13 protein-coding genes are annotated in these 14,834 nt (G+C 45.2%); 7 read left to right on the top strand and 6 right to left on the bottom strand.

What is annotated here, in order from left to right; all coding sequences use genetic code 11:
• Positions 1-15: 15 nt before the first annotated feature.
• From modC to RH85_RS02690, 4 genes are read right to left on the bottom strand one after another with little or no spacing between them, the layout of a single operon-like run.
• The gene (gene modC / locus RH85_RS02705; RefSeq protein WP_006710649.1) at positions 16-1,122 is read right to left on the bottom strand and encodes a molybdenum ABC transporter ATP-binding protein ModC; all 1,107 of its coding nucleotides are present in this window, start codon (positions 1,120-1,122) and stop codon (positions 16-18) included.
• A complete protein-coding gene (gene modB, locus RH85_RS02700; protein WP_039948437.1) occupies positions 1,119-1,808 on the bottom strand; it encodes a molybdate ABC transporter permease subunit in 690 nt (229 codons plus the stop codon). The genes modC and modB overlap by 4 nt, the downstream gene beginning before the upstream one ends.
• 14 nt (positions 1,809-1,822) lie before the next feature.
• Positions 1,823-2,578: a molybdate ABC transporter substrate-binding protein gene (modA, locus tag RH85_RS02695; RefSeq protein ID WP_006710647.1), complete on the bottom strand. Its 756-nt coding sequence runs from the start codon at positions 2,576-2,578 to the stop codon at positions 1,823-1,825.
• Positions 2,562-4,040: a cobyric acid synthase gene (locus RH85_RS02690; RefSeq protein WP_006710646.1), complete on the bottom strand. Its 1,479-nt coding sequence runs from the start codon at positions 4,038-4,040 to the stop codon at positions 2,562-2,564. Before RH85_RS02690 ends, modA begins: the two co-directional genes overlap by 17 nt.
• A 180-nt stretch (positions 4,041-4,220) precedes the next feature.
• Between RH85_RS02690 and RH85_RS02685 the strand changes: the two genes are divergently transcribed.
• The 3 genes from RH85_RS02685 to RH85_RS02675 all read left to right on the top strand — a co-directional run bounded on the left by RH85_RS02685 (position 4,221) and on the right by RH85_RS02675 (position 7,407).
• The gene (locus tag RH85_RS02685) at positions 4,221-4,595 is read left to right on the top strand and encodes a YgiW/YdeI family stress tolerance OB fold protein (protein ID WP_006710645.1); all 375 of its coding nucleotides are present in this window, start codon (positions 4,221-4,223) and stop codon (positions 4,593-4,595) included.
• Between the two features lie 90 nt (positions 4,596-4,685).
• Positions 4,686-5,204, top strand: coding sequence for a hypothetical protein (locus RH85_RS02680; RefSeq protein ID WP_006710644.1), 519 nt, complete (start codon positions 4,686-4,688; stop codon positions 5,202-5,204).
• 322 nt (positions 5,205-5,526) lie between these two features.
• A complete protein-coding gene (locus tag RH85_RS02675; RefSeq protein WP_006710643.1) occupies positions 5,527-7,407 on the top strand; it encodes a methyl-accepting chemotaxis protein in 1,881 nt (626 codons plus the stop codon).
• 152 nt (positions 7,408-7,559) lie between these two features.
• On the opposite strand, the gene cra is transcribed toward RH85_RS02675, so the two are convergent.
• Positions 7,560-8,540, bottom strand: a complete 981-nt coding sequence (gene cra, locus RH85_RS02670; RefSeq protein WP_006710642.1) for a catabolite repressor/activator — start codon at positions 8,538-8,540, stop codon at positions 7,560-7,562.
• Between the two features lie 229 nt (positions 8,541-8,769).
• On the opposite strand from cra, the gene fruB reads away from it, so the two are divergent.
• The 3 genes from fruB to fruA are packed head-to-tail and all read left to right on the top strand — an operon-like array spanning position 8,770 to position 12,633.
• Positions 8,770-9,906, top strand: a complete 1,137-nt coding sequence (fruB, locus tag RH85_RS02665) for a fused PTS fructose transporter subunit IIA/HPr protein (protein ID WP_006710640.1) — start codon at positions 8,770-8,772, stop codon at positions 9,904-9,906.
• A gap of 3 nt (positions 9,907-9,909) precedes the next feature.
• Complete coding sequence (gene pfkB / locus RH85_RS02660) at positions 9,910-10,899, top strand: 1-phosphofructokinase (protein WP_006710639.1); 990 nt, start codon at positions 9,910-9,912, stop codon at positions 10,897-10,899.
• Between the two features lie 15 nt (positions 10,900-10,914).
• Positions 10,915-12,633 carry a PTS fructose transporter subunit IIBC gene (gene fruA / locus RH85_RS02655; protein ID WP_006710638.1) on the top strand — a complete coding sequence of 573 codons (1,719 nt, stop codon included), beginning with the start codon at positions 10,915-10,917 and terminating at the stop codon, positions 12,631-12,633.
• Between the two features lie 118 nt (positions 12,634-12,751).
• On the opposite strand, the gene RH85_RS02650 is transcribed toward fruA, so the two are convergent.
• A complete protein-coding gene (locus RH85_RS02650; protein ID WP_006710637.1) occupies positions 12,752-13,048 on the bottom strand; it encodes a hypothetical protein in 297 nt (98 codons plus the stop codon).
• 226 nt (positions 13,049-13,274) lie between these two features.
• On the opposite strand from RH85_RS02650, the gene glgC reads away from it, so the two are divergent.
• The gene (gene glgC / locus RH85_RS02645) at positions 13,275-14,531 is read left to right on the top strand and encodes a glucose-1-phosphate adenylyltransferase (RefSeq protein ID WP_083824835.1); all 1,257 of its coding nucleotides are present in this window, start codon (positions 13,275-13,277) and stop codon (positions 14,529-14,531) included.
• The last annotated feature ends 303 nt before the right edge of the window (positions 14,532-14,834 follow it).

Below are 14,834 nucleotides of genomic sequence, written 5' to 3'. Positions count from 1 at the left end.
GCTGAGCATCCGAGCTTAATGGGACAACGCAATATCACGCTGAGTCACACTAACCCCTTTGATCTGTGCATAGACGTTCATTCCAACCACCAATTCCAACTCGTCTCGTGCCCAAGCGGTGATCGTCGCCCACATGAAGCAGTTTTTCGCCAATTCAAGTTTCACAGAAACACTCTGTCTTGCACTACCATGACTGTGGGTTTCTATTGCGACAATTTGAGCGTGAAGAACGTTTCGAATCGAACTGCGCTCAGGCTTTTGCAAATTAATTGAAACGTCATTGGCGCGCACTTGTAATCGCACTCTGCTGTTGATTTTCGCTTCCACTTTTTGCACCCACAGCATCACCCCCTCTGCCAGCTCTAACCCTGACAGCGCGTAATCATCAATCTGTTCAACGAGTTGAGCCTCAAACAAAGAACTTTGCTCGGTAAAAGATTGCCATGGTCGCATCGCATTTGAGGACCATACACTCTCTATTGAGCCAGAATTGACGACTCGACCGTCTTCAATCACCACAATATGGTCTGCTAAACGTAAAATTTCATTCAAGCTATGGGTGACATAAAGAATCGGTACCTTAACGTTATCAGCCAAGTGCTCTAAAAAAGGCAGAACTTCGCGTTTACGTGGTAGATCTAATGAAGCAAGCGGTTCATCCATCAGAAGAATGTCAGGCTTAGAGAGTAGCGCCCGGCCTATCGCGACTCGTTGCTTCTCGCCACCAGAGAGCTCTATTGGAAAACGGGTCAATAGAGGTTCAAGTTCTAATAATTTGACCACTTGCTCAAAGTAAACAGGGTCGCTTTGCTTAACGCCATACAACAGATTGCCTTTCACACGATAATGAGGAAAGAGCCGTGATTCTTGAAAAACATAGCCAACACGTCGAGCTCGTGTTGGGAGATTAATTGAACGGTTGGAGTCATAAAGAACGCGCCCGTTTATCTCAATAGTGCCAGCCGTTGGCTTAGTTAAACCGGCAACTACGTTGATCAGCGAGGTTTTACCAGCGCCAGAGCGACCAAAAATAGCGGTGATCCCTTTCGCCGGCAGTTCAACATTAATATCGAAGTGAGTATTGCCAAGCGTTTGTTCAAACGCGATTGCTAATTTACTCATTGTTTCGCTCCTAATCGCTTACTACAGCGACGAGTAAGCCATTCAGAGGCGAGCAAAGAGGCAAGCGCGATGACAATCGAAATAACACATAAGCGCATTGCTTCATTTTCTGCCCCAGGGGTTTCGATAAAAGTGTACATCGCAAGCGGGATTGTTTGAGTTTCTCCGGGAATATTCGATACAAAGCTGATGGTGGCCCCAAACTCCCCAAGACTGCGAGCAAAAGAGAGCATCACACCGGTAATGATGCCCGGAATGGTAAGAGGCAAGGTAATCGTAACAAAAATCTTTAGCGGCGACGCACCCAATGTTGAAGCGGCCTGTTCAAGCTTGGTATCCACATTTTCTAAACTGAGCCGTATTGAACGCACCATTAAAGGCAGTGCGACCACCACACAGGCTAACGCAGCCCCTTTCCAGTTAAACGCAAAAGAGATGCCAAACGTTTGATATAGCCAACTGCCAACGATGCCTTGTCGTCCCATCAGTATCAATAATAAATAACCGACCACGACTGGCGGCAACACCAAGGGCAAGTGAACGATGCTATCAACAAGGCTCTTACCAACAAACTGCTTACGTGCTAACAACCATGCGATAGCAATACCAAGCGGTATCAACCAAACAATGGCATACAGTGATACTTTTAGGCTCAACAACACCGCTTGATATTCATATTCAGACAGCAAACTGACCGCTCCTATTCAAAACCAAAGCGGCGCAGCGTCTGTTGCGCGTCTTCGGTTTTTAAATAGTTGGAAAACGCATTGACGACATCATTATGTGACAATGTCACCATTGGATAGCGAATCTCTTGATGAGTATTTGCGGCAAAACGATAAATAACTTTCGTTTTATCAGAAGCTTGTGCATCTGTTTGATAAACAATACCCAATGGCGTCTCGCCGCGCTCTACTAAGGTCAATGCCGTTCTGACATTGTTGGTCGGGGCAAGTGATTGACTCACGGTGCTCCATATTCCAAGCTCCTCAAGCGCTTGCTTGGCATAAATACCTGCAGGCACCGCATTGGGTTGGCCAATTGCTAAACGTTGCCCATTTAATGCCGTCTGCCATGACAAAACATTGGTCCCATCGAGCTCAACCGCACGGTCAATTGGTGCTATCACCACTAACTGATTACGAGCAAAGAGAGAGACATCCTGAGATTTCGCAATGCCGCTGGCCACTAATCTTTCCACCCAGAGACTATTAGCAGAAATATATATATCCGCCGGGGCACCCTGCTCGATCTGTCTTGCAAGTGAAGAAGACCCGCCATAAATAGGAACAATCGTTACGTCGTGGCTTTGCTTGTATTGTTTGACCAACGCATCAAGCGCATTGGTCATCGATGATGCCGCGTAAACACGAATTTTATCTGTTGCCCCTGCATATAAAGGGCCACTTAAGATAAGTGCCGCAAACAGCGTAAAACATTTAATTCGAAGTTTCATAGTGTTCTAATTCTGGCCATAACAAATCCAATTTCAGATATTTTTCAATGGCATCAGCGATTCGGTTTATTGCTCGCTCTTGGTTTGCGTGGTGATCAACGATAGCGACATTTTCAAGCCCCATCCATTCACACAATAAGGTTAAGGCTTCTGAATGATCAAAAACGCCATGCAAATAAGTTCCGAGCACTTGGTTTGAATCACTAAGCGCACCATCTTGAGCGCCATTACTGAGTGAGAACGGCTGTAATTCGTGCACCTCACTGCGACCAGCATGGATTTCATAGCCTTTTACCTGAGCAACTTTACCGTTTAAGGTTAGCTCACCGCTGACATTAACTAGTGATTTGTCTTCAGTCAAAACCGTCGTGATATCGAGATAACCGAGCCCTTCACTTGAACCCGGTTCGCCTTCAATGCCTAATGGATCATCAATTCTTTGACCAAGCATTTGGTAACCACCACAAATGCCCATCACCTTGCCACCAAAACGCAAATGACGAGCGATTTCGTTACCCCAGTTTTGGCTACGGAGATAAGCAAGATCGGCTCTAACGGATTTAGAACCCGGTAAGACGATCACATCAGCGCCACGCAGTGATTGACCTTTACCGATAAATTGTAAGTCGATATCAGGGTTTTGACGGAGAATATCAAAATCCGTGTGATTGCTGATGCGAGTCAAAACGGGGACTTTAACAATCAGTTTTGCCGACGTTTTGTCACCTTGATCATTATTGATCGCGTCTTCCGCTTCAAGATCAAATCCATGTAAATATGGCAGCACGCCAATCACCGGCTTACCGGTTTTTTCTTCCAGCCAATCCAATCCTGACTCAAGCAGTTTAATATCACCACGAAAACGATTGATGACAAAGCCTTTAACTCTGGCTTGTTCAGATTTAGACAACAACGCAAGTGTGCCATATAGATGAGCAAAGACGCCGCCGCGGTCGATATCAGCCACAATAATTACTGGTACATCGGCTTGTTCTGCAAAGCCCATATTGGCGATATCATTTTCTCGCAGGTTAATCTCTGCTGGACTACCCGCGCCTTCAATCATTACCGAATCAAATTCGGCTTGTAGCTTGTTGAATGAATCCATTACCGTATTCATCGCAACGCGTTTGTAATCATGATAACCGGTGGCTTCCATATTCGTCAGCGCACGACCTTGCAAAATCACTTGAGCCCCAGTATCAGAATTGGGCTTTAGCAACACTGGGTTCATATGTACCGTTGGTTTAACGTTACACGCCGCCGCTTGCACAGCTTGCGCACGCCCAATTTCGCCACCATCTTCGGTAACCGCACTATTGAGTGCCATATTTTGTGGCTTGAAAGGCGCAACATGAATACCACGTCTTGCAAGAACACGACATAAACCTGCCACTAAAACACTCTTCCCTGCGTCAGACGTGGTTCCTTGTACCATTAGAGCTTGAAATGCTGAATACATAACGGACTACTACCTGTGAATTTAGATTGCGCGATGATAACCAGTTTAAGCGGCTATTTCTAACAAAAACATGAATTGAAAATGAATGCCTAACTCAGCATTGATTCACCTAAGGTGTTGTTAAATAGCATCATCAAATCAAGGCACATCGCCAAAAAGTAGTGACAAAAGGAACTAAAAATGAAAAAAACAATTATTGCTATAGCTGCTTCTCTGATTATCCTTCCTTCAATCGTCTTAGCGAATGATGGTCATGGTCAACACCAAGGCGGCGTTCAATTCAACGGCCCGGTGCAATTAACCAACATGACTCAACTGATTGCCGAAAGCAATATGTTCACCGAGCAACATGTTGTCGTTGAAGGTAAGTTGGTTCGCCAGCTAAGTGCTGACACCTTTATCTTTAATGATGGCAGCAACGAGGTACAAGTTGAACTTGATGACGACATTCGCTTAGCAGCCCCAATTGACGCTTCAACCCGTGTACGCCTATACGGCGAATTTGAAGGGGGAAATACTCCTGAGATCGAAGTTGATCGCATTCAAGTGCTGTAAATCTAAAGTATTTATAGGTAAAATACCCCAACATCAGGCCCGCACTTTGTGGGCCTTTTCAGCATTACTGCTGTCAGTTGGAGAAAAGCTTTGAGAAAAAAATGGCTTTTAGGCTTATTAGCAAGTCTAACGCTTGCGCAACCTGCGTTTGCCAATAATTTTAATTACAATTATCTAGAATTTCGTACCGCAGTTAACCCAAAATTTTCCGGTGTTGAGTTCAGTACCCAAGTGCTAGAGAGTGTCCATTTTGTCGCTCGAGCAGATAGCCAGTTCGATGGCGACGCTGATTTAGCCGCTGGTTTTGGCTTTAACGGCCCAATTAACCAGTTTGCCGACGTGTTTGGCCAAGCGCTGGTTCACACCATCACTTATCCTGATGATCAGAATAAAGAGCGCAATACCGTACCTGAATTTAATATTGGTCTACGCGTTTGGCTTGCGGCACAAATCGAAGCGACAACGCGCGTCGGTGTTCTCGATGAACGTTCAGTGTTCCACGCTGGTATCCGCTTCCACTCGACAGATCAACTGTCACTCTCAGCAGAAACTCGCAACTCAGGCATTTATGGCCCACAAATTGCGATGTCAGTGCGTTTCCAGTTTTAAATTTCATTTAAGCGCCTAATTTTGAGCCCGCCATCATTGGCGGGCTTTTTTGACTGTCACGTCTTACCTGCGTCATTATTCTGTCAATTTGCTATATTGCTTACTTCTGCGGACTTTTCTACTTTCTATTTTATATACGCCATCTTTTGTTTCGATGTAAATCGTTATAGTTGTTAATGATTCATTAATTATTTCTGTCGTTTAGATAAATCCTCTCGATTATTTAGACGCAACTCAAACTTCCGTCGAAATTACAATTTTATTTAGAACGCTGTCTGATATTCTCCGCGCGCTCAAAGTTGATATAGGGAAAAGGTTGTATATGTCAGCATTATCGATAAAAACAAAACTTACTATCGCGTTTGTTTCAGCTGTACTCATAATGACCGCAGCGCAAACGTATTTAACCGGCCGTCAAATTCTCGACGAGACCCAACGATCTACGACCCAATACGGCATGACGCTATTGGAAGAAAATGTCTCCAGTATGAACAATTGGCTAGCCGCTAAAATCACTGTTGTAAATGCGGCGGCTGGGGGGTTTAAAGAAAATGGCGATGTTGAATCCTATTTGTCTTACCTCACCAAAGCTGGCGATTTTCAAATTGTTTATGCCGGTTTAGACACCGGGCAGTTTCTTCAAGGCGTTCCACTGATTGATGCCACAGGATTCGATCCTAGAACACGCCCTTGGTATAAAGACGCCATCGCGGCAGGTCAAATGCAAATAACGGAACCTTATGTCGATATCGGTACCCAAAAATTAGTTGTCTCGATTGCCAAGCCGTTCAACACCGCCGGAATTAAAGGCGTATTGGGCGCGGATGTTGAAATCAATGCCCTTGTCAGTGATATCGTTGAATCTGATCAACAAGGTGTATTTGGCTTTTTGGTCAATAGCCAAGGTCATATCGTTGCCCATGCAAATAGTGACTTAACGCTGAAAGACCTTAACCGCATTTCTCCTGATCTAACGATGAGCAAAATAATTGCACTATCAACGTCAGATGAACTGCAAGCTCTTTCTATATCAGATGTGGACTCTTTAGTTGCATCACGCAAAGTACCCAACACTGATTGGTATTACACGATTGTGGTCGATAAAGAGCATGCTTTTCAATCACACCAATCATTGGTTCGCCAATCGCTAGTAATGGGATTGATTCAAGTGCTGGTTATTGCCTTGATTTCTTTATTGATAGTTAAAAAAGCACTGGCACCACTCAATTCGTTGAGCGAATCAATGCAAGATTTATCACAAGGCAACGGCGACTTAACCAAACGTATCAAGGTGGAGACTCAAGACGAAATCGGCTTACTGGCTGGTCACGTCAACGCTTTCATCGCCAAATTACAGGAAGTCGTTACCGATATATCTCAATCATCCAACAGTATCGATGACCAATCTAAGCTTAGCACTCGCGTGGCAACAAAAATCAGTGATGGCCTATCGGTACAGCTTAACGAAGTTTCTCAAATCGCCACAGCGGTACATGAAATGTCAGCCGCCGCGGAAGAAGTCGCTGGAAATGCGCGTCTTACCGCTGATTCTGCCTTTGGTTCGACGGAACATTGTGACCAAGGCAAACTTGTCATTAAGCGCAATCAGGAATCAATCACCAATTTGGCCTCTCAGCTTCAACATGCATCAGAAACCATTGGTGAACTAGAGCGAAATTCCAAAGAGATTAACGCCATTCTTTCGACGATCAGCGATATTGCCGAGCAGACTAACTTACTGGCATTAAACGCAGCCATTGAAGCGGCCCGCGCAGGAGAGCAAGGAAGAGGGTTTGCCGTAGTGGCAGATGAAGTGCGAGTTTTATCCCAACGCACCCACAGTTCGACGGTTGAGATCCGTGAAATGATTGAAAGCTTGCAGAGAAACAGTCATGAAGCGGTTGAATCGATGAATCGTAGTCAAGCGTTGGCATCTTCAAGTGTCGAAGATGCAAATGATGCAACAGATGCACTTGAGAAAATTACCATTTCTATCCAAGAAATATCAGACATGGCAATGCAAATTTCTAATGCCGCATCTGAACAGCGTACCGTGACTGAAGAGATCAGTAAAAACATTCAACAGGCGAACGATGTTTCAAACCATCTATCGCAGGAAGCAGACAGCTCTCGTACCATTGCTGAAGATCTTGAAGCGATTACTATGCGTCTTAATCGCCAAGTTCAGATGTTCAAGCATTGATGCTAGACCGCTCGATATTTGCGTCAGCAAAGTACAAAAACGCCCCGATTAAAAGGGGCGTTTTTTTATCTCAGGTTTTACCACAAATATGGGTAGCCTTAATTCAGAGCAAAGCTCGACGCACTAAATCATCTCGAATCGAGCGTCGGCTGTTAACTTCTGATTTTTATCTGTCTTGGCACTAATTCTACGCCCGCTTCATAGCGCTTAGCCGCCGCATTTAACGCCAACGCCAATGCACTATCTGCGATGACTTCAAATTGTTGTGGTAGCGAATTGACCTTAAAAGGCAAAAAATCCAATAAACGATTATCACCAAACGTAGCGAGTTTAATTTGACCAATCAACTCCGGGTGCTCAAGCAACACATCTAACACTCCTTCGAGTAACGTATAGGAAGTAGTAATGAGCGCTTGTGGTACTTGTCCCTCATTGATCCATTGCTGAAAAATAGCCTGTGCTTGTTCGCGATTAAAGTGCTCACCATAGCCAATTTGTACTTCAATACCCTGCTCTTTTGCCACTGAACGGATACCTAGTTCACGCTCACGCGAAATATTGAGATCTGGCAGTGCACCTATAACGCCAATTTTAGTGACGCCGTCACCAATAATGGAGAGCGCAAGCTCGTGCGCGGCACCAAAATCTTCACTAATCACGCAGCAGAAGTGTTCATCATCTAATGGGCGGTCTATCGCCACAACCGGTGTCCCTTTGCTTTGCAATGCCAAATAAAACTCACTGGCACTCGGAATTGCACTGGCAACAAACAAGGCATCCACTTTGCGGCTAACCAATGCTTCAACTACGCTTTTCTCTGTTTGCGGGTCATCATCGGAACAAGCAATCAGTATTTGATAGCCAGCCTTACGTGAGTTTTGCTCTAACAGTTTCGCAAGTTTGGCATAGCTGGTGTTTTCAAGATCCGGAATCACCAAACCAAATGAACGACTACTGCCCACTCTGAGCGAACTTGCGGCTACATCTGGTCGGTAGTTATGTTGTTCAACTACCGCCATCACTTTGAGCTGTGTTTTTTCGCTGATTCGATAAGTCTTTGCTTTACCGTTGATCACATAACTCGCCGTCGTTTTGGATACGCCGGCTAATTTGGCTATTTCATCCAGTGTCATATTCAGATCTACATTCTGTGGATTAGATCAAAGTTTGTTAACAATGATCTCAACAATATTTGCATTATACGCTGAATGGATTCAGCATTAAAGCTGAAAGGATTAAGCAAACAATCAAATTGTCGTCTACTTCTCAGTTATGACGGCATCAACCATGAGTTTGCTGAATTTTTTTACCAAACTGCTGAAACGATTCAGCTGTAAATTACCGAATACATATGAGGCCTACATGCTAAAGCTTTCTACTCAAGACGTATCACTTAATCAAGTGTATGCGGATAAGCACGCTGCCATCACTTTTCTGGCTCAACAACTCACCGATAAAGGGTTTGTCGAGCAAGGTTATCATCACGGCATGGCCAATCGTGAAGCGCAAAATGCAACCTACCTTGGTAATGGTATTGCAATTCCTCATGGCACAACCGATACCCGTCATCTCGTTAAGCAAACCGGCGTCGCGATTGCCCACTTCCCGAACGGTATCGATTGGGGTAACGGTAACCTCGTCTACTTAGCTATTGGGATCGCAGCTAAAAGCGACGAACACTTAGGTATTTTAAAACAGTTAACCAAAGTACTCGGCGAAGATGGTGTTGAACAAGCATTAAAGAATGCACAGAGTGCAGAAGAAATCATCGCACTACTCAATGGTGAAACCCAATTCAACATCGATTTCGATGCGAGCCACATTCAACTCGGTTTTCCTGCCAGTGACATGATTCAAATGGCGGCAGTCTCAGCAGGGCTGCTAAAAAATAGTGGTAGTGTTAGCAATGAATTTGTCGCGGACGTTGTGGCGAAATCCCCAACGTATCTAGGTGATGGAGTGTGGCTGCTAGGTTCACACAAAGGCACCAATCAAACAGGTATGGCATTCGTTTCCACCGCAAACCAATGCCAATTCGAAGACAAGCCGGTGGCTTCCTTGGTGACCTTTTCGGCCTGCAATGGCGCGCATCAAGCTCAACTAAAGATCATCTCTGATTTGGTCGCCAACGGCACGATTGGCAGCTTAAATGGAAAATCAGCGCAAGAATTAATTGCGATGTTCAGCGCAACTACCGATATTGCGCAACCACCAGCAGCAAACGATAACAGTGCCATTTTCAAGATTCGCAATGCTCATGGCTTGCATGCGCGCCCAGGGGCAATGTTAGTCGCGAGTGCGAAGAAATTCGAAGCGGCCATTACAGTACGTAACATCGATTCAGAGAGTGCTTTTGTTAACGCTAAAAGCTTAATGAAAGTCATCGCTCTTGGCGTTAAACATGGCCATCAACTTGAGTTTGTGGCTCAAGGCGACGATGCAGCTGAAGCTTTAGCTGCCATAGGTCAAGCGATCGAATCAGGTCTGGGTGAGGCGTAAATTATGACAAATCTAACCACTGCAAGCCAAACGACGACAAAACCAAGCAAGAAAGTTGTCACCATCACTTTAAACCCGGCATTGGATCTAACGGGTAGTTTGCAAACCCTCGTTTCGGGCGGCGTCAATCTTGTGGAACGCAGTGATTTTCACGCAGCGGGCAAAGGCGTGAACGTTGCCCGTGTTTTGTGCGACTTGGGCGCACAGGTGACGGTGACAGGATTTCTTGGCCAAGATAACCAAACGCTTTTCTGCCAGTTATTCGAAGACATGGGGGCAACAGATCGTTTTATCCGCGTCGAGGGATCAACGAGGATCAACGTAAAGTTAGTCGAAAATAATGGCGCAGTTAGCGACATCAACTTCCCAGGTGTCACAGTGAGCCAGCAAGCTATCGCTCAATTTGAACAAACGCTTGATGAACTGTGTCTCGACCACGACTTTTTCGTGCTGGCAGGCAGTCTGCCAAATGGCGTTAACGCCCAGATGTGCGCTGATTGGGTGCATAAGTTACGCCAAAAAGGGAAAAAAGTGCTTTTTGATTCCAGTCGCGCCGCACTTAGCGCGGGTATTGAAGCCGCGCCTTGGCTTATTAAACCCAATGATGAAGAACTGGCTGAGTTCTCGGGTCAAGCTATAGAGACTCACAATGACGTGACCAAAATCGCCGAGCAACTTGCAAACAAAGGAATTGAGAACATTGTGGTATCGCTTGGTGCTAAGGGCGTCATGTGGTTGAACCAAGGTGAATGGCTGGCATCAAAACCACCAAAAATGACCGTGGTTAGCACCGTTGGTGCCGGAGATACGCTCGTCGCCGGACTTTGTTGGGGCCATATGCAGCACATGGACAAAACACAATTACTCTCGTTTGCCACCGCCCTTTCCGCTCTTGCTGTATCGCAAGTTGGCGTGGGTGTGCCAGATATTGCAGAAGTAATCACATTACAACAACAAGTACAAATCAATCCAATTTCGTCTGAATTCGAATAACAAAAGGTCGATGTTATGAATCTAACTATTATCACCGCTTGCCCAAGCGGAGTTGCGAACAGCATTATCGCTGCGGGGCTTTTGGAAAAAGCAAGCCAAGCGTTAAATCTTACGGTCCACATTGAATGCCAATCCAATGTGATCCCCTATACACCAGTCGATCAATCAGCCATCGATGCAAGCGATGTTGTCATTATTGCGGCAAGTCGCGATGTTGACGACCAACGCTTTATCGGGAAAAAAGTGTATCGTGTTTCGGTTGATCAAGTGATTAATAACGCTGAACAGGTATTAAAAGACGCACCACAAAACGCGGTTTTGCTTGAAACAGCCTCACAAACTAATTTGCCAGTCAACGACGCGAAACGAATCGTCGCAATTACGGCCTGTCCAACCGGAGTGGCACATACTTTTATGGCCGCTGAAGCGTTGGAAAAACAAGCCCAAGCGATGGGCCACCAAATCAAAGTTGAAACCCGTGGTTCGGTGGGCGCAAAAAACCAACTAACCGAGCAAGAGATTGCCGACGCTGACTTAGTCATCATTGCAGCAGACATCGAAGTGCCACTAGAGCGATTCAATGGCAAGCAGCTGTACAAAACCAGCACCGGTCTGGCACTAAAGAAAACCGAACAAGAAATCACAATCGCTTTTGCTAAGGCTGCACCGTTTTATGCGAGTACCGCTGTTAATGCGTCTGGCTCAGATGAGAAAAAAGGCGTTTACAAACACCTTATGACCGGTGTTTCACATATGCTACCCGTTGTGGTTGCCGGTGGTTTGATCATCGCCCTTTCGTTTGTATTTGGTATTAAAGCCTTTGAACAAGAAGGTACGTTAGCGGCGGCACTGATGACCATCGGTGGCGGTTCAGCATTCGCTTTAATGATCCCTGTATTAGCCGGCTTTATCGCCTTCTCTATCGCTGACCGTCCTGGTCTCGCACCTGGTTTGGTCGGCGGTATGCTGGCAAGTTCAACCGGTGCGGGTTTCTTAGGGGGCATTGCAGCAGGTTTTATCGCCGGTTATGCTGCAAAGTTTATTGCAGATAAGCTCCAACTGCCTCAATCAATGCAAGCGCTTAAACCGATTCTGATCATTCCATTCGTGGCGACCTTATTTACGGGTTTAGTCATGATTTACGTCGTAGGTGGTCCTGTTGCTGGCATCATGACTGCACTTACCGACTTCCTAAACAATATGGGCTCAGACAGCGCAGTGATGCTCGGCATCGTTTTGGGCGCTATGATGTGTTTTGATTTAGGTGGCCCGGTCAATAAAGCGGCTTACGCTTTTGGTGTTGGCCTACTTGCCTCTCAAACCTATGCTCCAATGGCGGCAATCATGGCGGCGGGTATGGTTCCAGCGCTGGGGATGGGATTAGCGACATTCCTCGCTAAGAGTAAGTTTGAACAGAGCGAACGAGAGGCTGGTAAAGCATCCTTTGTGCTTGGCTTGTGCTTTATCTCTGAAGGCGCGATTCCATTTGCGGCAAAAGATCCAATCCGCGTCATTCCTGCCTGTATGGCTGGCGGTGCATTGACTGGTGCTCTTTCAATGCTGTTTGGTGCAAAGTTAATGGCGCCGCACGGTGGCTTGTTTGTTCTTCTGATCCCGAACGCAGTGACACCTGTGCTGATGTATTTGGTCGCCATTGCGGCGGGTACGGCAGTGACCGGATTTAGCTATGCGTTCTTAAAAAGCCGTGACAAAAACGTTAGCGTTGTCGCTTAACGTCTTTTCACTTTCAAAGTGATACTTTCGTTGGGCGCTTTGTTTGTATTAACAGCATTAGCGCCCTATTTTAATCGATTAAGTTCATGCGCTGTAAATCAAGGCACTTTTAACCTCTTTAACCACGTCTAATCGCGTCTTTATCGACGTAGACCCGATTCCCTGTATTCAACTTTACTTCAAGATAGCCAAGTTTTGAGTAACGTTTGATCACTTCAGCGCGACGCTTAACATCCAGCGCTTTACACCCTGCAGGTAACTTTACTTTATTCGCCACGCCTTTACGTTTGATAAACGTGGCAATGGATTGTTTAGACTCACAAACAACCCGTTGTTTCGGAATCGTTACGTCTACATCAGCAATCGCACTCGACGCTATCGCTGCCAAGGCCAACCCCAAAAACCATTTGTTCATTTAGTATCCCTCTGCTTATTTGTTTTAAGATCTTTTATAGCAAAAATCACAAACAAATGGAACGACATACCATTTAATAAAACCTTCACGTTATTAGTGCAACAAATTGTTTTCTTGCACCCAAATGAGACATTTCTATAGCTAGCAGAGAATAAAACCTTTAAAAACCAATGATTTCTGACATGGCCTATTTCTTGTACTAACCTGATTCAGGTGATCAATTTGATTGTTTGCAGGCCGAGTTAGGAACTGGAGAAAAACCATGCAAGATTCATTAACCATTATACTCGCAGGTGGTGTTGGTTCGCGTTTGAACCCATTAACCGATGATAGAGCTAAGCCAGCCGTCCCCTTTGGCGGGAAATATCGCATCATCGATTTTACACTGAGTAACTGTCTTCACTCAGGACTGCGACGAGTGCTCGTCTTGACTCAGTACAAATCCCACTCGCTACAAAAACACCTTCGGGATGGTTGGTCGCTGCTTAATCCTGAACTGGGAGAATTTATTTCAGTCGTTCCTCCGCAAATGCGAGGGGGCGGCAAATGGTATGAAGGCACAGCCGATGCGATCTATCACAACTTATGGCTGCTAGAGCGAAGTGACGCTAAATACATAGTTGTACTCTCTGGCGATCACATTTATCGCATGGATTATGCCGCCATGATTAAAGCGCATAAGAAAAATGGCGCCAAACTCACCATTGCCTGTATGCCCGTGAAGAAAGAAGAAGCAAGTCAATTTGGTGTGGTGAAAACACAATCTGATTCGGTCATTACTGAATTTGTTGAAAAACCTAGCGATCCGCCTACCAGGCCTAACAATCCAGAAATGTCCGACGTTTCAATGGGCATTTATGTGTTTGATGTGGACGTTCTTCGTGAACAACTAGAGCAAGATGCATCCCAAGCTGACTCATCACATGATTTCGGCAAAGATATCATTCCTAAATTAATCGATAGCCAACAAGTTTATGCCTACCAATTTTGCAACCCTCTAGGTCGTGTGGCTATGGATTGCTATTGGCGTGATGTCGGCACGATAGACTCTTTCTTCCAAGCGAACATGGATCTTCTTGAGCCCATTCCGCCAATGAACCTATATCAAAAGGATTGGCCGATTCGTACTTATGAACGCCAATACCCACCAGCCCGCACCGTCTCATCAGGTACCGGAAACGAAGGTATTTTTATTAACTCGATGATATCGAACGGAGTTATTAACGCTGGGGGCTCGGTACAAAATTCTATTGTATCCCCTAATGTCCGTATTCTTGATGGTGCAACGGTTGTTGACAGTATTTTGTTTGACGACGTTGAAGTCGGTGAAGGTAGCCAACTGGTCAATTGTATTATTGATAAACACGTAAAAATTCCACCAAGAACTCAAATTGGCTTGAACCGCGTGGATGATGCTCGTCGTTTTAAAATATCACCTAACGGCGTAGTGGTCGTGCCTGAAAACTATCGATTTACTTTGTAACTCGTTAGATAAGCACTGGTTGTAAGGGCTTTTTATCTTGTAAAAAAACACCCTCGATGATTTGAGGGTGTTTTGAGAAGATTGACTAGGTCTCCTATAGGGCCATTCAGTATCACTCAAATTTAAGCAGTAAAAAACAGTAAATTTGTAAACGATTCTTTCCTCATTTGATATTCAACGTCACACCTAGCATTTGACGTATTTAGCGTGCAAAAAAGAAATCTATTTCACAGCAGGTTTAAGCGGTTTTTGAGTAAATATTGCGAATTGGTCAGTTGCAATTTATCAACATCGCCCCCACTA

This window comes from Vibrio ichthyoenteri ATCC 700023, assembly GCF_000222605.1.
GTDB lineage: Bacteria > Pseudomonadota > Gammaproteobacteria > Enterobacterales > Vibrionaceae > Vibrio > Vibrio ichthyoenteri.
The sequence above is the reverse complement of the archived record's forward strand: the minus strand, read 5'-3'. Positions and strand labels throughout refer to the sequence as shown.